The following is a 20,856-nucleotide window of genomic DNA, read 5'->3' on the forward strand; positions in this document are numbered from 1 at the left end:
ATTATTGCTTCAATAGTCCTGAAATCCTAGTGCATAATTCCCCGGGAAATTCCACCAAATCGGGTCTAAGGTTTGTTTTTTTGACAGGCTGTACAATGTATCCTTGAAAAGAAGGTATGAAGGCCGTTTGAGTGCTGTTTCATTGCTATAGATAATGGAGTAATAGAGTATAGGCCGATATATACATAATGAGTTCGTCTAACACATCCATTTATTCAGTGTGAAGATGTTAAAGCCGGCTAAGTGTTGTGTTAGATCCAAAGGAAAGGTGAAGTGGTTTATGAGTACACCCAATGAATATCGCTTTCAGGTGAACCTGAGCGGAATGATCCAAATTTTATCGAATCATTTATACAGCAGTCCAAAAGTTTTTCTGCGTGAGCTTATGCAGAATGCAACAGATGCGATTACGGCACGCAAGGAAGTGGAACCGGGATATCAGGGAGAAGCTCGTATTGAGCTAACAGGAACCGGAGATCAATTGACGATGATGGTGGAGGACAACGGAGTTGGTCTGACCGAAGCGGACATCCATGAGTTTCTAGCGATGATTGGACAATCCTCGAAGCGGGGACAACAGGCATTGCTGGATGGCGAGACATCGTTTATTGGGCGTTTTGGTATTGGTCTTCTGAGTTGTTTCATGGTCAGTCATGAGATTGTCATGCTGACTCAATCAGTGAAGGGCGGCCCTTCCATGGAGTGGCGCGGCAAGCCGGATGGTACGTATACGATTAGGCAGCTGGACACGCAATTGTCTCCCGGAACGAAAGTATATCTGCGTTGCACGCCGGAAGCGGCACACTACTTTGAAGCGGAGTATGTGAAAGAAGCCTTATTTTATTATGGTGCATTACTGCCTTATCCGGTCACGTTGATTCATGACGGGGGGCAATCTGTAGTTAATCAGGATTCTCCGATCTGGTTAACACGTCCAGAGCTTGCTCGTTCCTGCCGTGCGGAAGTGCTTGCCTTTGGTGAACGTCTGCTTGGGGAGAAATTCCAGGATTTCATCCCGCTGACAACGGCTTCGGGGCGCACGGGAGGCATTGCCTATGTGTTGCCGCACGCCGTGAATTTGAATGCCAAGCGTTCTCACCGGGTCTATCTGAAGCGAATGCTTATTTCGGAGAAGGCCGAGAATATTTTGCCGGAATGGGCGTTCTTTGTAAAATGTCTGATCTGGACCGACGAGCTGCAGCCGACAGCTTCAAGAGAGCATTTTTATGAAAATGAAAAGCTGGAAGAAGTGCGCTCCGAGCTCGGAGACGCCTTGCGGATGGGACTAACCGAAATGGCTGAACAGCAGACTGAACGTCTACAGAAGTTGATTCGTCTGCACGCCCTTTCGATGAAGGCGCTGGCTGTTCAGGATCAGGAATTTTACGCGATGATTCACCGCTGGTTGCCTTTCGATACAACGCGAGGACACCGGGAACTGGGTGAACTGATTGATGAAGGAGAGACACTGTACTATACCAGTACCATTGATGAATACCGCCAGATCCACCATGTGGCTTCTGCACAGTCCATGCTGGTCGTTAACGCAGGTTACATCTACGATAAAGAACTGATGGGGATGCTGCCTGTCATACTGAATAACGTAGAGACCGAGCGTATTGAACCAGATGAAGTATCGATGACATTCACGGATGTTGCACCGGCTGAACGTAACCAGTATTATGATGCGCTACGCCTGGCAGATTCGGCATTACAACGTTTCCGCTGCCGCGCAGAAGTGAAAGGATTCAAGCCCGCTGACTTGCCGGTGTTGTTCACCCTTTCGCAGGAATCATCCACGCTGCGTGCGCTGGAAAAAGCGAGCGAAGAGAGCACAGACTTATTTTCCTCTGTTCTCGGTTCGTTGTCATCAGGTATTAATTCGGCAGGGTACTCGACGTTGTATCTGAATGTGAACAATCCGATCATTAAACGGGTGTTGACGTCACCAGATAATCAGATGACACCGATTGCTATTGAAATGTTGTATGTCAACGCACTGATGATGGGACATTATGCCATGAACAAGCAGGAGCTTGAAGTATTGAACCAGGGAATTGTACGGTTTATTGATTGGGGTTTACGCGCAAATACGAATCATGAGGGAGATGTCTGATGAAGACAGAGATGGAATTCGAAGATTTGATGGAAGAGGCCTATCAGCTGCCGAATGGTTCCGCAAAGCTTGGTTTTTTGGAGGAAGCAGCGCGGGTGGCTGATCTCAATGGTATGGTTGAGGAGGCATACGAAGCACGTTCAGAGATTGTGGATGTCGCCACCTTCTGTGGATATCCGATGAAAGCTTTGATCGCTTTCTCCTGGCAACTAGGCAAGTTTGATCAGCAACCAGAGCTGTATGATGAAGAAACGTTATTGTGGTCTTATAAATGGATTCTTGGCAAAATGCCCGATTTCCCGGAAATCTCACGTGAAAAGATCATGGAGCTGTTCGAGGATTTCGGAGCAAGGTTTAAGTCCTATGGGTACAGCGAGCGTTCTTACTGGTACTACCGTTTCCGCATTTTTATGGATTTCGGAGAGCTGGAAGAAGCGGGGCGCAGTTATGACAAGTTTAGAGCGTTAGACCGCGACTTCATGAGTGACTGCGAGGCGTGTGAGCAGGACGAGATTTTGCGTTATTTTATGTTAAAGGGAGACGACGAGAAGGTGTTGGAAGTCGCCAAGCCGATTCTCAAAGGACGCATGAGCTGTGCGGAGATCCCACATCTGACCTTGTCCGAAGTTCTGATGCCACTGTATCGTTTGGGACGGAAGGATGAGGCAGATAAACATCAGGTTAAAGGATATCGTTTGATCAAAGGTGAAAATGATTTCGTGCAGAGTTTTTCCGAGCAGATGGAGTATCTCGCACTTACGAATCCTGCCAAAGGGATTGATATCCTTGAAGAAACACTGGTGCTCGCAGCCGATCATGAGGATGCGTATGCCAAAATGATGTATTATGCGAAGGCAGCTTCGTTATTGCGGCGCTGGGCTGAAGAAAAGGACTCAGAAGGGTATCGCCTGCGTCTGCCGGCTTCATTCCCGTATGAGGGAGATCCGGGAAACCTACTCAAACTTGCAGATTATTTTGAAGAGTATGCCCAGGCTACCGCAGCCAAGTTTGATCAGCGCAACGGAAACACACATGTATCCTCATTAATTGCATAATTCAAAAGGCTTGTTCGTAAAGGAGAAATCCTTTCGAACAAGCCTTTTTGTCATTTACTTGTATAGCATAATTATTGAACGGATGTTGCTGGAGGAGCGCTTTCTGTCGCTTGATTAGGCGCATTCTCAGCTTTGCTCTCTGGCGTCGCGGCTTCTTTAGTAATCTTCTCAGATCCTGCCTGCTCTGGTTGCTGTGCAGCCATCAATTCAGCGACAATACGATCGGTCGGCTGTGTGATTAACGCATACATGATCGCAGCGTGTTCCTGACGAATGAGAGGTTTGCGTGAGAGGTAATCTGCAGCATTGTCCTCCAGCATTTTGACCTCAGGGCCGTAGATACCCAGCTTCACCATCATTTGCACTGCAGGCACAGCCCAAGCATCTGTGTGGCCTGCAAGTTTAACGTCCTTAAACAGTTCGCTTGGATACTGCAGCTGAAATACTCTCCATATCATAACTGCTGCTTCTTGCCGAACAATGGCTTGATCGGGTTTAAACTGTTTCTCGTCTGCACCTGTAATCATACCCATTTCATAAGCAAGCTGGATATAGCCAGCAGCGGCATGGCCAGCCCAGTCGGTGTCAGCAGGCGGTGATGTTTTGCTAGGCTTGAGTCCACTTAATTTAAGTATATCCTCGATAAATTCCGCACGAGTTACAGTCGTTTTGGGCATGAAAGACTGGTTAGCTTCATTTTCGAAATATCCAAGCGATTGCAAGCTATGGATCGCTTGAGCATAAGGATTGTTCTTCTTAACATCCAGGAAGCCCGCCGCTTTTTGCCCTTTTTTGGCATATCCGAATGGGTTGAGATACGGCTCTCTCATGTAGGTTGTTCCATCTTCATAGGTTTTGAAGGCTGTGAACTGTCCTGTTAATTCATCCGTGAACAGATTGTCCTCCACTTGAATCAGCTTACGTTCACCCAGATACGGATCACTAATGCTTAATTGACTGGACGTTTCACCGCCAGTTTGCAATTTGCTGATGAGTGCACTGATCCGAAGGTCGGCATAAAAACCGTTGAAACGTTGCAACTCTTCCGCAGGTTGCGGTGTGTAATCCTTGAATTGTACGGGTTTAGCGTACTGAGGAAAGAAGTTTTGAATAAAGGCCGAGTAGAGCAGGTTACGCAGAGCTCCATTCTGATTATAGGTAAGGAAGACGCCTGTGTTCTGCTCAGGAATAAAAAATAGATAAGAGCTGTAACCTGACAGGTCGCCTGCTTTGGTGATTACTTTGGAACTGCTTCCCGCCCCAGGGAGCTGAAATGGTGCTTCGAATCCGTACGTGCTATCCGGCAGCAACGGGTGAATGGAAGAGCGATACTGCTCCATACTTTTCACGGTTGCTGGTTTCAAAATCTGCTGGTTATCTTTCTTGCCGTCATTCAGAAAGGCAATCATAAACTTGCCGATGTCATCCGCGGTAGACAGCATGCCGCCTTGTGGCAATGGATTGGGATCAATGAAGTACATGTCAACCGGATTGTGAGCTGCATCATAACCAGTGGCAAGCTGTTTCTGGAATTTTTCATCTAGCATAAAACTGCTGTTGTTCATGCCTAAAGGCTTAAAGATGTGCTCTTGCATGTACGTTTCAAACGGCTCGCCGCTGACATTTTCGACGATCAACCCGAGTAGCAAAAACGAGAAGTTATCGTACATGTAGGCGCTACCAGGCTTTCGCACAACAGGAGGCATGTGCTGCTCGGCGTATTCCTCCATCGTTATGTACTTGCCTTGGTCTGTGTGGATGTCTTCCGGCTGTGGATCACGGATTTCAAACCCTGTGGTGTGTGTCAACAGATGTTCTACGGTTACTTCCGCATCGAATGGATTCTCGAAGTGCAACCCCTTCACATAGGTCTGAAAATCAGCCTTCAGGTCGACCTTGCCTTGTTCAACAAGCTGCATGACCGCAGCAGCTGTGAAGGTTTTGGAGACTGAAGCGACACGAAAAGCGGTGTTTTTCGGATCGACAGGTGTTTTTTTGTCTAGATCGGCATGACCGTATCCTTTTTCAGCAATAACTTGACCATCCTTTACAACGACGACAGACGCACCAACGTAATGTGGTTTGGTTTCAGATGAGGCGAAGAACTTATCCAGAAAAGCATTAGCCGATTCGGTATTCAGTGTTACAGGCTGTTTCGAGCCGTCAGAGTCAGGGGCTGTTGCCCCGGTCTGAGCCTGAACCTGGGGAGCCCAGAGGCTTAAAGAAAGAACAAGTGCCATACATGCGCTGGTCAGGGCGCTCCATTTGGACCGGGTATTTCGGTTGAATAAATACACATCATCACTCCTTTAGTCATTTTTACCAAAGTAGGTAGTTCACTGTGTATTACTGCTTCTGAGCACGATAAGTTTCACGAAAATAAACGCCGATGTTGATGATCCAGATGACTGACAGCAGTATGATCGGGAAAGCGGCAAAGGAATATAAGATCGAATATACGACTAAAGCGGCCATGCCGACGCCAAGCAGGAGATTCATCATCTGAAACGAGCGATAGGCTGCACGATACACGATCCATTTTTCGCCTTCATCCAGCTTTTCGAAGTGATTTTTCTGCATGTTGCGGGAGTTCAAGTCCAGTGCGCGATCAGGGAAGTAGCGATTGTAACGTTTGATCGTCACGCTCTGCAGGACAACGACGATGATTACAGCGATGCAGGCGGCGACCAAATTTCCAAGCGTAAACAGATTGCTAGACTTGGGCAAGTCTCTACTCGATGCGTATAACGACAAGGCAAGGGCGACCCATGCAAATGAAGTAATCACACTGAACGTGCTAAGCATCATGGCGCTTCCAAGCGAACGTTCAGCCGGAGACATCAAGGAGGGATGGTCACTTATATCATCCGCTTCTTCTTCTTCAGGACGGGCAGAGGGGGTACGAGCCAGACTAATGCTGTTCCAAATGGTCATAACAAGCACCACCAGAGCGATCAGGGCAAATAGCAGGTCGTAATCGTAATAAACGGATAGGGTCCAGTTCAGATCAGAAGGAAGCTTGGTGAACGCGGCTGAGGAAATAAATCCGACAACAGCACCGCCAGCGGCATAGAGCGGAAGACGCATTCTTCTTTTTTTGGATGAGGTATTAGCGGTTGGATTCATCTATATTTCCACCTTTCAATTCAAATATTTTTTCAACAGATTCGCCGAACACATGAGCTATTTTTAATGCCAGAACGACCGAGGGAGAATAATCTCCGCGTTCAATCAGAGCAATAGTTTGCCTTGATGCTCCGATGAGCTTCGCCAGTTCTGCCTGAGACAATCGGTCTCTGGCTCGTAACTCCCGAACGTGATTGTGTAATTCTTCCATGTACTCACCTCCATGAATACAATGTATATGATAATCGACTAAATGTAAAGTATAATATACAAAATGAACATGATTATTTACTTTTTATGATGATGAATGAATTCGAATAAACGTAAAAAAGAGCCTCGAAAGGCTCTCAAATGTTTATTTGCGTCTATGGATAGATATTGCTTAAGAGGCATCTGCAAAGGAAGTGTTTGGATTGCGTTTGGCCTCTGCTCGAAGTGACATTCGAAAAAAGAAAAGGGCTCCCAAACCTGCTGTCAGGTATAAACCGGCCATCACATATGAAGGGAAGAGAGCTCCTATTGCCAGGCCAAGACTTCCCAGCAGAGCGGCAACATTATAGCTGAGTCCATCAGCTGCCAGGTATGCCGCGCGGTTTGAATCGGGAATGATGCCGGCTAGAAGAACCTGACGCACAGGTGAATACATAAGCTCCCCAATGGTGAACAGTACAGCAGAAGTTATAAGCAACCATGCCCAGTTACTGAAAGCCAGAACGACAAAACCAGAGGTATAGAGGAGCATTCCGGCTGTTATGATCGTTTTGGAACTGATGCGTCTGATGTACTTGCCGAATGGAATGGCAATTAAGGCAACCATTACTGTGTTGATGATTATGACTATGCTGAACATGTGAAGGCCCGATATATGAAAGCCGAGAAATTCTGAAGCAAATTCATTTTTTAACCTTACGGCAATATATTTATCCAACTGAAATTCAAGGGCAACTGCAAGAACGGTTGCTGTAAAAAAGCCCATAAAACGTTTATCGCGAAGTATTTTTTTGTACGTGTTTAACATGTTGTTTTGTAAAGCTGACTTCAATTGTCCAGAGGGTTCAGATGGTGGAGATACAGATGGGTCATTTGCTGAATTAATTGAAACGTAATGTTTATTTACCATTGTTTCATGAATTAGAAATAGTAGAATTAGCAAGGTTACGATACTTTCCGCACATACCAGACTAAACAGTAGAAAACGAAATGATTCAAATAAAAGGCCTCCCAGCAATGCACCGAAAGTTATGGCTACATTGGTTGTCCAGTACTGCAAACCATAGATGTAATGACGTTCCTGCTCACTGCTTACATCAACAATCATGGCACTTGCAATCGGAGCGGTTATCCCTGAACTGATACTGCTAAGTAGAAACATAAGACATGTAAGTGTGACAGAATTCATCCAGGGTGAATTGGCAGCTGCGAGCCAGAATAGAGAAAATACCTGCAGACTTTGGGCGATGACCATCAGTTTTTTACGTCCCATTCGATCAGACAAGTATCCAGCGGCAAGTCCCGCCAGCATGGAAGCAGCAATATTAACGGTCAGTAGGAGCCCTGCCCATCCAACGCCAATCTGTATACTCAGATAAATCCCCATAAACGGAAGAACAGTCTTTTGTGTCAGATCAGTAAAAAAATCAGTAACAATTCGAATTTTAATATTCGAGTGCAAATCAGCAAATTTCATAGCAAGTATGTCTTCCTTCCTGTGGTCATGTTGATATTATCGAGTATAATAAAATAAAACCTGAAGAAAAACTGTATACATGGTCGTTCATGTTTCGTATTTTAGGGAACAAAGAAAATGGACCATTCGGAGGGACATACATCGCATGGATATATCGGAGCATTATATACAATTGCGCTTGAAGCTTAAGCATGTACGTGATGATCAAGAGCTTTACATCACTATAGGTGAACTTGCGGATTATCTGTGCTGTACGATGCGTAACATGAATCTGATTATGAACAAGTTTCAGGAGCATGGTTGGGCAAGATGGAGCCCGCAGCGCGGAAGAGGAAAAAAGTCCATTCTGGTCTTTTGCAAGCCAGTGGCAGAAGTTGCTGCAGAACGTTTTGATCAGCTTCTGCATGCAAACAGGATGGAAGAAGCCTATGAAATGTCCTCATCCCTGCCACCTCAGTTAAGAGAGAGGCTGTTGCATAGTCTGCAACTTCAATTTGGACTACGTTCCATTGAAGGGGTTGCAGGTAGAACGGATACATTACGAATTCCGCAGAATACTCATTTCCAGACCTTTGACCCAACGCAGACGGCGATGTGGGGGGAAGGTTTTATTATCACTGAGGTTTTTGACCGTCTGGTTCGTTACAATGCAGAGCGGCAGCAATGTGAGCCAAGTCTGGCTATAGCGTGGGAGAGTGATCAGGAGGGTAGAGAGTGGACGTTTTATCTGAACAAAGGCGTTCAGTTTCATCATGGTCGTGTGATGGAAGCAGCAGATGTTAAATTTACGTTTGATCGTATCGTTACTGATCCGGATAATCCTTGCAAAACCATGTTTGGTTCAATTCAACATGTTGAATTGATAGACAACCTGACCGTACGCTTTGTGCTACATAAGCCTAACTTCATGTTGCCTGATCTGCTGAGCAGTTTGTGTGCTTCGATTGTACCTAGGGATGTACAGATGGAACCCCTTCGTCCGATTGGAACAGGACCTTATCGAATTACGCATCATGACGCGACCTTGTTGGTAATGGAGGTATTCCCGACTTATTTCCGAGGCCGAGCATATATTGATCGGGTTGAATTCTTGCAGCTTCCTCAAGCAGACTTGACTGAATCTTTAGTTAAGAAGCGTCTATTCTCAGACGGTGAACTTCGTTCTGTGGAGCATGAGATTCAGGGCGGTGTATTTATGACGTTTAATATGCAAAAGGAAGGCCCTCATCATGATCTTTATTTCCGTCAAGCTGTCCGATTGTTACTCGATTCGGATCAGTTGGTTGAATCAATGGACAATCCTTACATGGAGAAGGCCGATCGTTTGATTCGTATTCGAGCACGGGAGCAACAAAATGTAATTCCTTCTGAAGAGGCTGTGACAGGTCAGACGGGATCGGACAAGTCGGGACTTGTACAGGCAGCAACGTTGCTTGAGCGCAGTGCATACCAGGGACAACCGTTGCGAGTCTGGGTTGAAGAAGGGAAGCAGATGGAGGCAGATATGGCTTGGTTTGCCAAGCGTTGTGAATCAGTGGGTTTAAACATAACTGTTGTGACTGGCGATCCTGTTCATATGGTCTATCATGACGAACTTCAGCCTTATGAGATGATCTATACGGGGGAAGTATTTGATGAGCATGTGATGCGGAGTCTGATAACGATGTATACATTCGGAAATACGTTATTTCTGCTTGCAATGAATGATTATTGGAGAGGCGAGCTTGCCCAAGCATGTGAAAATATCGTTATGTTTCAGGAACCTGTGCTACGTATGGAAAGATTAATTCAACTGGAGGGGCGGCTGATTGAAGAGGCGCTTATACTGCCGGTATATGCTTTCAAAGAAGTGCACGCCCATGATGTCTCGCTACGGAATTACAAAATTTCAGGCTATGGTTTGCCGGATTTGCGGCAACTTTGGATTAAAAGAAAAACAGATGCGCCGAATACGGAGACAAGTTATCCGGTGTATATCCCGCTATGGTAGACAAGAAATCCGTTTCAACAACGTTTCATGCCATGCTTGTCAAACTAGTCCGCATATATCGAACAAGTCCCTCATAACATGTACTAATCAAGTAGGGGTTCTGCTGTACGCACAATCCTGAAGTGAAAACATGTGCTAAAGGGGATGATGTCATGCGCCGAATATCATGGATGCTTGCCATGGTATTGGTCTTATCGGCCTTACTTGCCGCCTGCGGGAAGAAGGATGCGGCAGCTGTGGTCAAAGATCTGAACGAAGTCGTTGGAGAGATGGAAAGTTACCAGGGAGCAGGCGTTATGACGCTGCATACCGGAGAAACACCGCAGCAGTACAAGGTCGAGGTATGGCATCAGAAGCCTTCGTATTACCGTATTGCATTAACCAATGCCAAGAAGGATGTTACGCAAATTGTACTTCGTAACGATGAAGGTGTGTTTGTACTGACACCGAGCCAGAATAAAAGCTTCCGTTTCCAAAGTGATTGGCCGGATAACCAGGGTCAGGTTTACTTGTATGAGACGTTAATTCGAAGCATTACAGGGGATACGACCCGTCAGTTTGCAGACGAAAAGGAAAGCTATGTATTCGATGTTGCTGCCAACTACAATACACATGCTCTCGTAAGACAAAAAATCTGGCTGAATAAGAGTGATTACGCACCAAAACAAGTAGAAGTATCGGACTCCAACGCCAATGTGGTGGTGGACGTGAAGTTTGACAGCTTCAAATTCGGAGCGGAATTTGGAAAAGATGCCTTTGATATGCAACGCAACATGACGGCTGCAACAGAAGAAGGGAATAAGGCAGGAACAGATGCAGGTGCTGCTCCAGCCGAGAAAACCGATGACACCGCCGGACAACAGCCTGCTAATCCTCAGGCTACGCCAGGCTCCGAGGGAACCGGGGGAGCTGTTGATGGGCAGACAGGCGTAAGTGAGGGGACGGATCAACAAGGAACACAAGGAGCAGAAGGTTCAGAAGGGGCAGCAAGTGGGCAGGGTACCGAAGAACCTACTGTGGCTGAACCGCAAGAAGCAGAGAGCTTTGGTGTTATTCAACCGACATATGCGCCGGAAGGTGTCAAGCTGAAGGATGATCAGATTCTGGAAGAAGCCGGGGATTATTCCGTTCTGCTTCGGTATGAGGGAACCTATAATTACACCATATTTGAAGCAAGACCTCAGGATCGTGCTGTATCCCTTGCCCCTTCCCGTCTGGTTGATCTTGGATTTACAGCGGGTATGATTAGCGGAGATGCTTTGCAGACGCTGACCTGGACTTCCGATGGCGTGGAATACCGAATTACAAGCGCGGATCTGCCTGAGAATGAGATGGTACGTATAGCGACCTCCATGCAGGAAGAGTCAGGTAAATAAAACGAGAACGCATAGCCGTGCTATCCCAAGGAATGCTATAGAGCATCGGAGAATTCAATTCTCCGGTGCTTTATCTATTTTTACAGTACCCAAGAACATGCCTAGTTCAGTCTAAAAATACAAAATACGCTTCTACGCGCAGTGAACCGGGTAATAAGCTGATGTAAGCAAGTTATATACAGCTGTATATTGAGACCCAAGCGGACTGTAATAACTGTGCTTATCGGCCGTCTTCTGCACTTGATTATGGTTCTCTGCAGGCTATTACAGCATATGATCTGAGAAGCGAAATTTCTGCTTATTTGACAGTGACATGCTGGGGCATTACGATGGAGTCTGACGTGAGCCGGATTAAGAAGATTAGAGAAGGTGACTTAACGTGCAAGGACAATATCGGCCGACTCAGGCAGAGATCAATCTGGATCATTTGCGAGGCAACGTAACCGCCTTTCGTAAGGCGTTACCTCAGGGTACGAGATTTCTCGCTTGTGTAAAGGCCAACGCTTACGGGCATGGTGCAGTAGAGACAGCCAGAGAATTGGAACGAGTAGGCGTGGATTATTTAAGTGTAGCGTTCCTGGACGAAGCTCTTGAACTGCGTCTGCACGGCATCACAAGCCCGATTCTGGTATTGGGGTATACGCCGCCTGAAGGAGTCGCTGTAGCGTGGCAACATGATGTGACGATTACATTGTTTAGCAGAGAAGTGCTTGAGGCTATCAAACAGGTGAATCCAGGCACATTCGCAAATCAGCTGAAAGTTCACATCAAGATCGACAGTGGCATGGGCAGATTGGGTCTGCTACCTGGCAATGAGGCCATTGACTTTATACAAGAGGTTTCCTCACTTGATCAGGTAATGCTGGAAGGTATGTTTACTCACTATGCCAAAGCAGATGAAGAAGACAAGACCTATACACTGGAACAGTATCGACGGTTTCAGAGCGTTACAGAGACGCTTCGGAATCAGGGATGTGTCATCCCGATTATACATACGGCGAACAGTGCCGCTACTATTGATACACCTGAATTATCCTATGATATGGTACGTGTGGGCATAAGTCTGTATGGACTGTATCCTTCGGTAGAGGTGAATCACCAGGTAGTGAAACTGCTCCCGGTAATGACACTGAAGACAAAAGCGGTTCTGGTCAAAACACTGCCGTCCCATTGGGGAGTCAGTTATGGAACCCGTTATTTTACACATGAAAATGAACGAATAGCGACCTTGCCTATCGGCTATGCAGACGGATTCTCAAGAATGCTGACAGGCAAAGCACAAGTGCTTGTACGTGGCCGCCGCGTTCCTGTCGTTGGTACGATCTGCATGGATCAGTGTATGGTGTCGCTACAATCTTTCGCAGAAGAAGCGGAAGCAATTCAAGCCGGCGAAGAGGTTGTTCTCATCGGTCACCAGTCTGGTGGTGTAATTACCGCTAGTGAAGTGGCAGACCAGCTTGGTACGATTCACTATGAAGTGATCTGCATGATGGCACATCGTATTCCTCGGGTCTATACCCGGGGAGGAGAGGTAGTCGCCAGAATCAATCCCCTTTTGACAACGTAATTCGCAAATTGGACACGATTACCAGCAAAGTTTTTTTCAGAACAGAAGGAATACTGTCGCAGTATCTCGAAATATGTACGTTGTCAGGAATTAAATCCTGAAATGCGATGTTTAGTCTGTACGAATAATGATTCCCGTGTTTATAATGGAGTACAGCATACTTGATATACGCGGGGCATATATATTCCTTTGTATAAAAGTTCTGGAAAAGCGTAATACTGGTTCACAATGGCGAAAGGTTTGTGGGGGTGGAAGAAAGGTGGCCAACTTGCAGAACACCAAGCGGATTATGATCAGTTTGCCTGATTATCTTTTGCAGGAAGTGGATGGCATCGTAGCGCTGGAGAATTCCAACCGCAGCGAATTGATTAGGCAAGCAATGAAGCTGTACTTGACTGAACGGAAGAAACGTTACATCCGTGAATCAATGCAGCGAGGGTACATGGAGATGGCGAAAATTAACCTGACCATGGCATCCGAAGCCTTTCACGCGGAGGAAGATGCGGACAGCACTCTGGACCGCTTAGTTAGCGGGGTGTAGACAGTGATCGTAAAACGTGGTGACGTTTTTTTTGCGGATCTTTCTCCCGTTGTCGGTTCTGAGCAAGGTGGCGTCAGGCCGGTTCTGGTCATCCAGAACGATATCGGCAACCGGTTCAGTCCAACCTGTATCGTGGCGGCGATTACCGCCCAGATTCAGAAGGCAAAGCTGCCAACACATGTCGAGATTGATGCAGCGGCGCATGGCTTTGACCGGGACTCGGTGATTTTGCTCGAACAGATTCGGACGATCGATAAGCAGAGGCTGACCGACAAGATTACGCATTTGGACGAGGAGACCATGAAATTGGTCAACGAAGCCTTGCAGATCAGCTTGGGTTTAATCGATTTTTAGGGTGAAGCGTAGCACTTGATGTGCTTGCTCGCCTGTCTGTTGACAACGGATGTTCCTGTGAGGGAACACACAATTTCAGATTGTAATCTTAAGAGCGTACGATACCTTTATGGGTGTTGTGCGCTCTTTTGATTAAGACTTGGTGAAAGCGTAGAACATTGATGATCTTTTCGTTATAATGGAACCTGAGAAACCGTTTACCCGAAAGACCTATATAGATAGATGGAGGAGACATATGAGCATTTACATCAATCAGGAGAAACTTCAGTTTCATTTACAGACCCGCGAGGCGAGCTACGTATTTCAGGTATTGCCTTCGGGGTATTTGGTGCATTTGTATTATGGTAAAAAACTGCGTGATACCGACCTGAGCTGGCTTCATGTTCGGACGGAAAGAGCATCCTTTAGTCCAAATCCGGTGCCGGAGGATCGTACGATTTCGTTTGACACCCTGCCAGTGGAACTTCCGGTCTATGGAACGAGCGATTTCCGCAACCCGGCCATCCAGCTGGAACTGGAGAATGGTTCAACGGTATCCGAGTTTACGTATACAGGCCATCGTTTGGTCAAGGGAAAAGAGGCGTTAACGGGACTTCCGGCAACGTATGTAGAATCCGAAGATGAAGCGGATACGCTTATTATTGAAATGCAAGATCAGGTGTCGGGTGTGAAAATTGAGTTAACGTATACCGCGTTTACTGCCTTTAATGCCATTACACGATCGATGCGTATCGTGAATGAGAGCGCTAACGTGGTAAATGTACTGCGAGCACTCAGCTCTTCTGTAGACCTGCCACATGCAGATTATGAATTGCTGCAACTCTCGGGTGCTTGGACTCGTGAACGTGACATCGTTCGTCGTCCACTCGCTTCAGGATTGCAAGGAATCGAGAGCCGCCGTGGCTCCAGCAGTCACCAGCAAAACCCGTTCATTGCCCTGATGACACCGGGAACGGATGAAGATCAAGGTGAAGTGTATGGATTCAGTTTAGTATATAGCGGTAGCTTTACTGCACAGGCAGAAGTGGATCAGTTCTATACCACTCGTGTATCTGTTGGTATTAATCCGTTTGAGTTCAGCTGGAAGCTTGAACCGCAGGAGTCGTTCCAGACACCTGAGACTGTTATGGTCTACTCGGCTACGGGTCTGGATGGCATGTCTCAATCCTACCACGAGTTGTACCGCGAACGTCTGGCGCGTGGACAATTCCGCAATGCTGAGCGTCCTGTGCTGGTTAACAACTGGGAGGCAACGTATTTCGGATTTAATGCCGATAAGATTGAGCAGATCGCACGTGCAGGGCAGAAGCTCGGCATTGAGTTGTTCGTGCTGGATGACGGTTGGTTCGGTCACCGGGACAGCGATAATTCATCCTTGGGCGACTGGATTGTGGACAAAAACAAGTTGCCTCAAGGACTGGATGACTTGGCTAACCGTGTCACAGGTCTCGATATGCAGTTCGGGCTGTGGTTCGAGCCAGAGATGATCTCCCCGGATAGTGAGCTGTATCGTAAGCATCCGGACTGGTGTCTGCATGTGCCTGATCGCCGCCGTACCGAAGGAAGACAACAGCTTGTGCTCGACTTCTCCCGTCAGGATGTGCGTGACGAGATCGTTCGGATGTTGTCCGATGTTCTGGGCTCTGCACCGATCACTTATGTGAAGTGGGACATGAACCGTAACATGACAGAGGTTGGCTCTGCATTACTCCCGGCGGACAGACAGCGCGAAACGGCGCACCGTTATATGCTCGGACTGTACGAAGTAATGGAGCGTATCGTTACTTCCTTCCCGCATATTTTGTTCGAAAGCTGCTCTGGCGGAGGCGGACGTTTTGACCCGGGCATGCTGTATTACATGCCTCAAGCATGGACCAGTGATAACACCGATGCGATCTCCCGTTTGCGGATTCAATATGGTACAAGCCTTGTATATCCTGTAAGTTCCATGGGTTCACATATTTCGGCTGTGCCAAACCATCAGGTGAACCGGATCACTTCTCTGGAGATTCGCGGTCATGTTGCGATGTCGGGCAACTTTGGATATGAGCTGGATCTGACGAAGTTTACAGACGAAGAGAATGCGATTGTAAAAGCACAGGTCGAACTATACAAGGAAATTCGCAGTACGGTACAATACGGAACCTTCCGTCGTCTACTCAGTCCGTTTGAAGGCAATGAAACGGCATGGATGTTCATTGCACCAGATGGCGGTGAAGTGATTGTATTCTACTTCCGTGTACTCTCTGAACCGAATGCACCGCTTCAACGTCTGAAGCTGAAAGGGCTTGATCCAAATGCGGATTACCGCCTGAAAGGCGGCTCAGAGACGTTTACAGGCGATGCCTTGATGTATGGCGGTATTGCTGTAGGTAGTGAGTCTGGAGACTACCTGAGCGAAATGTTCCGGTTTGAGCGGGTGTAAATAAGTTGAACTAGAGATTTTACACAGTCCACTCCGATGACAGAATAACCTTCCATTCGCTGTTATCCCCAGATTTTTTGATTCCCTTTTCCAAAGGGGAAAATCCGGGGATAAGCGTATGCTTCCGATGCAGCTTTCCTGCAGAAAGCTTTTAGGCGAACGCTTCGCTTTTCCAGGTTTTTTCTGTCCCCTCCGTTAACGTGTAAAAGAAACTCTCAACTTATTTAGATGAATTAGATATTTTTTAAGAAGACCAGGGGATGTCATGATGACGTTCTCGGTCTTTTTTTTCGTTCAACGGGGAAGGATGTTAGGAGTGCAATAACGCAAATGACAGACGTGTCATAGGAATGATAGAAATTTCAACGTGATTTTGTGATAATATAGAGAAGAGTGTTATTTAGAGCTTGAAAAGCTTGAGATCAACTTCGGATGATCGACCATACTGTTATTATGCAGCACAGCTGCCCTGAAATGAGTATTATGAACGATTCAGGAAGGAAAGAGGGATTTATTTGTCTGAACAGGAAACGGTTCTGGAACCCAATGAAGAAACATTAAAGGCGGAACGCCAAGAACGAATCATCAAACAGGTAGCCAAGGAACTGTCACTGTCCTTGAAGCAGATTCGCACCACATCGGAGCTTCTGGACGAAGGCAATACGATTCCATTTATCGCCCGCTACCGTAAAGAAATGACTGGAGAACTGGATGAGAACCAGCTGCGGCAGATTGAAGAACGCTTGGTGTATTTGCGCAATCTGGAAGACCGTAAACTGGAAGTTATCCGTATTATAGAGGAACAGGGCAAGCTGACCAAAGAGCTGGAGAAATCCATTAAGCAAGCTGTCAAGTTGCAGGAAGTAGAGGATCTGTACCGTCCTTACCGTCAGAAACGTAAAACGCGTGCCAGTGTAGCCAAGGAAAAAGGTCTGGAGCCGCTCGCCGTATGGATCTGGGAACAGCCGAAACAAGGAGATGCACTTCAGGAGGCTGCGCGTTATATTAATGCAGAACTCGGGGTGGAGGATGCAGAGTCGGCCCTTCAAGGGGCTAAGGATATTCTCGCTGAAAATATTGCCGATGATGCGGCTATTCGTGCCTGGATTCGCAGATATACACTGGATCACGGCATGCTGACTTCAGAAGCCAAGGATACGGAGCAAGAGTCAGTATACGAGAACTATTATAGTTACCGCGAATTAGCCAAAAAGATGCCGCCGCACCGCATTCTTGCGATTAACCGCGGGGAACGGGAGGGTATTCTCAAGGTTGGACTAGACGTGCAAGCCGAACCAGCTCATCGCCATATGGAAAGCCAGATTATTCGTGGTGCTTCTGCGGTGCAAGATATTTTGCGTGCCGTCGTTGAAGACGCGTACAAACGTCTGATTGCACCGTCCATTGAACGTGAAGTGCGTGCCGAGTTGACGGAAAAAGGGGAAAATCAGGCGATTTCGGTGTTCTCCGCGAATCTTCGTAACCTGCTGTTACAGCCACCAATTCATGGCAAACGTGTACTGGGTGTCGATCCGGCATACCGGACAGGCTGTAAATTGGCAGTTGTCGATGATACAGGGAAATTGCTCGAAGTAGCTGTAACTTACCCGACACCTCCGCATAACAAGAAGCGTGAAGCGGCTGAAGTGTTCCATCGGATGATTAAACAGTACGATATTGGATTGATCGTTATTGGTAACGGGACAGGGTCGCGTGAGACAGAGCAGTTTGTAGCCGAGATCATTCAGGAGAATGGCGATGACAGTCTGGTTTACCTGATTGTGAACGAGGCTGGTGCAAGTGTGTACTCTGCATCCAAGCTTGCCCAAGAGGAATTCCCGGATCTGGATGTTGCCGAGCGTAGCGCGGCTTCTATTGCTCGCCGGGTACAAGACCCGCTGGCTGAACTCGTTAAAATTGATCCAAAAGCGATTGGCGTCGGCCAATACCAGCATGATGTATCCCAGAAGGTTCTGGAAGAGAGCTTGAAGGCTGTTGTAGAATCCGCAGTTAACCATGTTGGCGTGGATGTTAATACGGCTTCACCTTCCTTGTTGTCTTATGTTGCTGGTGTTAATGCAACTATTGCCAAAAACATTGTCAAATATCGTGAAGAGAACGGCCGTTTCACAAGTCGTCGCCAGTTGCAGAAAGTGCCCCGTTTGGGTGCAAAAACATATGAACAATGCGTAGGCTTCATGCGTATCACTGAAGGGGAGAATCCACTGGATCGTACGCCAATTCACCCTGAATCGTATAAGGTGGTTGATCAGCTCTTCAAAGAGCTTCAGGTCGAGCTGGACAAACTCGGAAGCAAAGAACTGTCTGTACTTCTGTCCGAACAACAGACAGAACAGTTGGCTGTTAAACTGAATGTCGGTGTGCCTACACTACGCGACATTCTGGACAGTTTACAGCGTCCGGGTCGTGACCCTCGTGAAGAGATGCCGCTGCCGATTTTTCGCACCGATGTACTCAAGATTGAAGATCTGGTGGAAGGTATGGAACTGCAAGGTACCGTTCGAAATGTCATTGACTTTGGTGCCTTCGTTGACATCGGCATCAAAAGTGATGGGCTTGTCCATATCTCTCAATTGAGTAACGGGTACGTTAAACATCCGATGGATGTTGTTTCCGTTGGTGATAATGTGACCGTCTGGGTGATGAATGTGGATACGAAAAAAGGTCGTGTTGGCCTGACGATGAAAAAACCTGCATCTGCAAATTCGTGATTAATTATCGCGTTTTGGCATCATGATGTGATGTCAAATTAAACGTCTGTAGACGTATATACGTGTAAACGTATAATGGGACAGCCTTCCGCATTGGGAAGGCTGTTTGCTGTTAAGTATTATCCTTTTTGGTGCAATGGTATGGATAGGTATGGTGTTTGGTGTACAAGGCTTAGATTTCGTTCTCGATGTTGCGCTGTGAACTGCTGGCAGGTTTGTTGCGATAGAAATACCAGCATTCGTTCAGTAACTTGATTTGACGACTGTCCTTTTTGTGGAACGCCCGCATGAGTTGGTTGCAGAGCCATTGAGGCAAAGGAATCTCCTCCTTTTGCATAATTCATCTGTACGTTAGCATATGTGGCAATAGCCTGGACTGTGCGGGATAACTCCATGTCAATTCAAAATGATCATAATCTGTTGAACCAGAACGAAAAAAAGCACATTCCCCTGTGCGGGAAGTGCGCCTTTTGCATTGTATTGAGTTTTGCGAATCAAAAGAGAAGGATTACAATATTGCGGTAAGTTAATAGGTTGAGGAATGCTCATACATCTGGTTTTAAACAGAAATAATTTCCCTATGAAATGAATCAGAACGATTCCATCTCTTCTTCATACCATTGTTCCAATTGGGCTTGTAGTGCCCGGATCTCGGTAAGCAGGGAAATCAAAGGATAATTGCTTTCACGCAGGGCAGCAAAACGCTCTTCAAGGGCATTGATATAATCAAGCCCGCCGATGATGGACAAGTTTTCGTTTAACAGATCGAGATGATCACATTCGGCAATAGCCCAGGGTAGAACGGGTACATCTGTTGCCGTGAGTTTGTCGATTTCCTTGTGCAGACGCAGATTAAGTGCACTGAGTTGATAAGCATAATCCGCGGGCATTTCAACAAACTGTAATTGTTGCTCCTGCTGCAGGATGACATAGCGCATTGTAGGCATAACGAGTATTAATCTCCCCTCATACATTCTACTTGACAGTGTAGCCTACGAAACGGTTAAAATTCAAGTATTGTACGGGAAAAACAGTGTGCTCGGGCGGGTGGAGAGAGAGGAGAATGATGGAAAATAAGGAATTACAACAATGGATTGAACAGATTTCTCTGGAACATTTCGGAGTTCCGTTTACTCATGAAGCGATATTTAACCGTCGTCTGACGACAACAGGTGGGCGCTATATGCTCAAAAGTCATCGGATCGAGATAAATCCACATCAGCTTGAAGTTTATGGAAAAGACGAGGTTGAGAAAATTATCAAGCACGAACTGTGCCACTATCATCTGCATATTCGAGGGCGGGGATACCAGCATAGAGACCCGGAATTCAAGGCACTTTTGCAGAAAGTGGGGGGTTCACGGTTCTGTCAGTCTCTTCCGGGGGATAAGGGTAGAAAACCGCTGCCGTATCGGTACAAGCTGGTATGCAAGAGCTGCGGGATGGAATATTTGCGTAAACGGAAAATAGATCCAAAGCGTTATCGCTGCGGTCGATGTTCAGGTAAACTGACACTTCAAACCATCTGACGAACACTAGGAATAATTTGTTGTAAAAAGGGAGTCAAAAGGCAGGTTGACTTGAATTATTAATCATGATAAATTAATGTTATTCAAGTTAATTTTCCCTGATAGCTCAGTTGGTAGAGCACTCGACTGTTAATCGAGTTGTCACAGGTTCGAGTCCTGTTCGGGGAGCCATTTCTTGGAGAGATACCCAAGTGGCTATAAGGGGACCCTCTGCTAAGGGGTTAGACTGCGTAAGCGGTGCGAGGGTTCGAATCCCTCTCTCTCCGTTCTGATTATACTTCTATGCCAGGGATGAGAACCCTAAAGGTTCGTCGGAGCATAAGCTTCGGTAGCGATACATCGCAGTCTCGAGCGAAGTG

General features: G+C 46.7%; 16 protein-coding genes and 2 tRNA genes. 12 read left to right on the plus strand and 6 right to left on the minus strand.

The genetic code is table 11. From position 1 onward, the window contains the following. Positions 1-280 precede the first annotated feature (280 nt). Together MHI38_RS23105 and MHI38_RS23110 are read left to right on the plus strand one after the other, a co-directional pair. Positions 281-2,116, plus strand: coding sequence for an HSP90 family protein (locus MHI38_RS23105; protein WP_341181739.1), 1,836 nt, complete (start codon positions 281-283; stop codon positions 2,114-2,116). Then, on the plus strand, positions 2,116-3,171 hold the full coding sequence (locus tag MHI38_RS23110; RefSeq protein ID WP_341181740.1) for a hypothetical protein: 1,056 nt from the start codon (positions 2,116-2,118) through the stop codon (positions 3,169-3,171). The genes MHI38_RS23105 and MHI38_RS23110 overlap by 1 nt, the downstream gene beginning before the upstream one ends. A gap of 71 nt (positions 3,172-3,242) precedes the next feature. Here MHI38_RS23110 and MHI38_RS23115 read toward each other — a convergent pair whose 3' ends face one another. From MHI38_RS23115 to MHI38_RS23130, 4 genes are all read right to left on the minus strand, one after another. Beyond that, the gene (locus MHI38_RS23115) at positions 3,243-5,468 is read right to left on the minus strand and encodes a serine hydrolase (protein WP_154958512.1); all 2,226 of its coding nucleotides are present in this window, start codon (positions 5,466-5,468) and stop codon (positions 3,243-3,245) included. Positions 5,469-5,517: 49 nt separating this feature from the next. Then, positions 5,518-6,297: a DUF3169 family protein gene (locus tag MHI38_RS23120; protein ID WP_154958511.1), complete on the minus strand. Its 780-nt coding sequence runs from the start codon at positions 6,295-6,297 to the stop codon at positions 5,518-5,520. After that, positions 6,281-6,508 carry a helix-turn-helix transcriptional regulator gene (locus tag MHI38_RS23125; RefSeq protein WP_090918145.1) on the minus strand — a complete coding sequence of 76 codons (228 nt, stop codon included), beginning with the start codon at positions 6,506-6,508 and terminating at the stop codon, positions 6,281-6,283. Before MHI38_RS23125 ends, MHI38_RS23120 begins: the two co-directional genes overlap by 17 nt. 171 nt (positions 6,509-6,679) lie before the next feature. Then, positions 6,680-7,984 (minus strand): MFS transporter, encoded by a 1,305-nt coding sequence (locus tag MHI38_RS23130; protein WP_154890871.1) that lies wholly within the window; start codon positions 7,982-7,984, stop codon positions 6,680-6,682. Positions 7,985-8,129: 145 nt separating this feature from the next. Between MHI38_RS23130 and MHI38_RS23135 the strand changes: the two genes are divergently transcribed. The 7 genes from MHI38_RS23135 (at position 8,130) to MHI38_RS23165 (ending at position 18,969) form a co-directional block, all read left to right on the plus strand. Then, positions 8,130-9,974, plus strand: coding sequence for an ABC transporter substrate-binding protein (locus MHI38_RS23135; protein ID WP_341181741.1), 1,845 nt, complete (start codon positions 8,130-8,132; stop codon positions 9,972-9,974). A gap of 152 nt (positions 9,975-10,126) precedes the next feature. Continuing rightward, positions 10,127-11,350, plus strand: coding sequence for a DUF4367 domain-containing protein (locus MHI38_RS23140; RefSeq protein WP_090918143.1), 1,224 nt, complete (start codon positions 10,127-10,129; stop codon positions 11,348-11,350). A 379-nt stretch (positions 11,351-11,729) separates the two neighbouring features. Beyond that, positions 11,730-12,917 carry an alanine racemase gene (gene alr, locus MHI38_RS23145; RefSeq protein ID WP_341181742.1) on the plus strand — a complete coding sequence of 396 codons (1,188 nt, stop codon included), beginning with the start codon at positions 11,730-11,732 and terminating at the stop codon, positions 12,915-12,917. Between the two features lie 259 nt (positions 12,918-13,176). Further along, positions 13,177-13,458 (plus strand): CopG family ribbon-helix-helix protein, encoded by a 282-nt coding sequence (locus MHI38_RS23150; RefSeq protein ID WP_024630715.1) that lies wholly within the window; start codon positions 13,177-13,179, stop codon positions 13,456-13,458. A 3-nt stretch (positions 13,459-13,461) separates the two neighbouring features. After that, positions 13,462-13,812, plus strand: coding sequence for a type II toxin-antitoxin system PemK/MazF family toxin (locus MHI38_RS23155; RefSeq protein WP_024630714.1), 351 nt, complete (start codon positions 13,462-13,464; stop codon positions 13,810-13,812). Between the two features lie 235 nt (positions 13,813-14,047). Beyond that, entirely contained in the window at positions 14,048-16,237 is a 2,190-nt protein-coding gene (locus MHI38_RS23160) for an alpha-galactosidase (RefSeq protein ID WP_336120874.1), read from the plus strand. Between the two features lie 515 nt (positions 16,238-16,752). After that, complete coding sequence (locus MHI38_RS23165; RefSeq protein WP_336120873.1) at positions 16,753-18,969, plus strand: Tex family protein; 2,217 nt, start codon at positions 16,753-16,755, stop codon at positions 18,967-18,969. Between the two features lie 172 nt (positions 18,970-19,141). On the opposite strand, the gene cmpA is transcribed toward MHI38_RS23165, so the two are convergent. Both cmpA and MHI38_RS23175 read right to left on the minus strand, forming a co-directional pair. Beyond that, entirely contained in the window at positions 19,142-19,285 is a 144-nt protein-coding gene (cmpA, locus tag MHI38_RS23170) for a cortex morphogenetic protein CmpA (protein ID WP_221787894.1), read from the minus strand. A gap of 274 nt (positions 19,286-19,559) precedes the next feature. Next, positions 19,560-19,916 (minus strand): hydrolase/acyltransferase, encoded by a 357-nt coding sequence (locus tag MHI38_RS23175; protein WP_090918133.1) that lies wholly within the window; start codon positions 19,914-19,916, stop codon positions 19,560-19,562. Between the two features lie 119 nt (positions 19,917-20,035). Between MHI38_RS23175 and MHI38_RS23180 the strand changes: the two genes are divergently transcribed. The 3 genes from MHI38_RS23180 (at position 20,036) to MHI38_RS23190 (ending at position 20,763) form a co-directional block, all read left to right on the plus strand. Further along, a complete protein-coding gene (locus tag MHI38_RS23180; RefSeq protein WP_154958617.1) occupies positions 20,036-20,497 on the plus strand; it encodes a SprT family protein in 462 nt (153 codons plus the stop codon). Between the two features lie 95 nt (positions 20,498-20,592). Then, a tRNA-Asn gene (locus MHI38_RS23185) sits at positions 20,593-20,668 on the plus strand. 6 nt (positions 20,669-20,674) lie between these two features. Then, positions 20,675-20,763 (plus strand) — tRNA-Ser (locus MHI38_RS23190). Positions 20,764-20,856 lie beyond the last annotated feature (93 nt).

Origin of the sequence: Paenibacillus sp. FSL K6-1558 (genome assembly GCF_038002565.1) — a bacterium.
Classification (GTDB): domain Bacteria; phylum Bacillota; class Bacilli; order Paenibacillales; family Paenibacillaceae; genus Paenibacillus; species Paenibacillus polysaccharolyticus.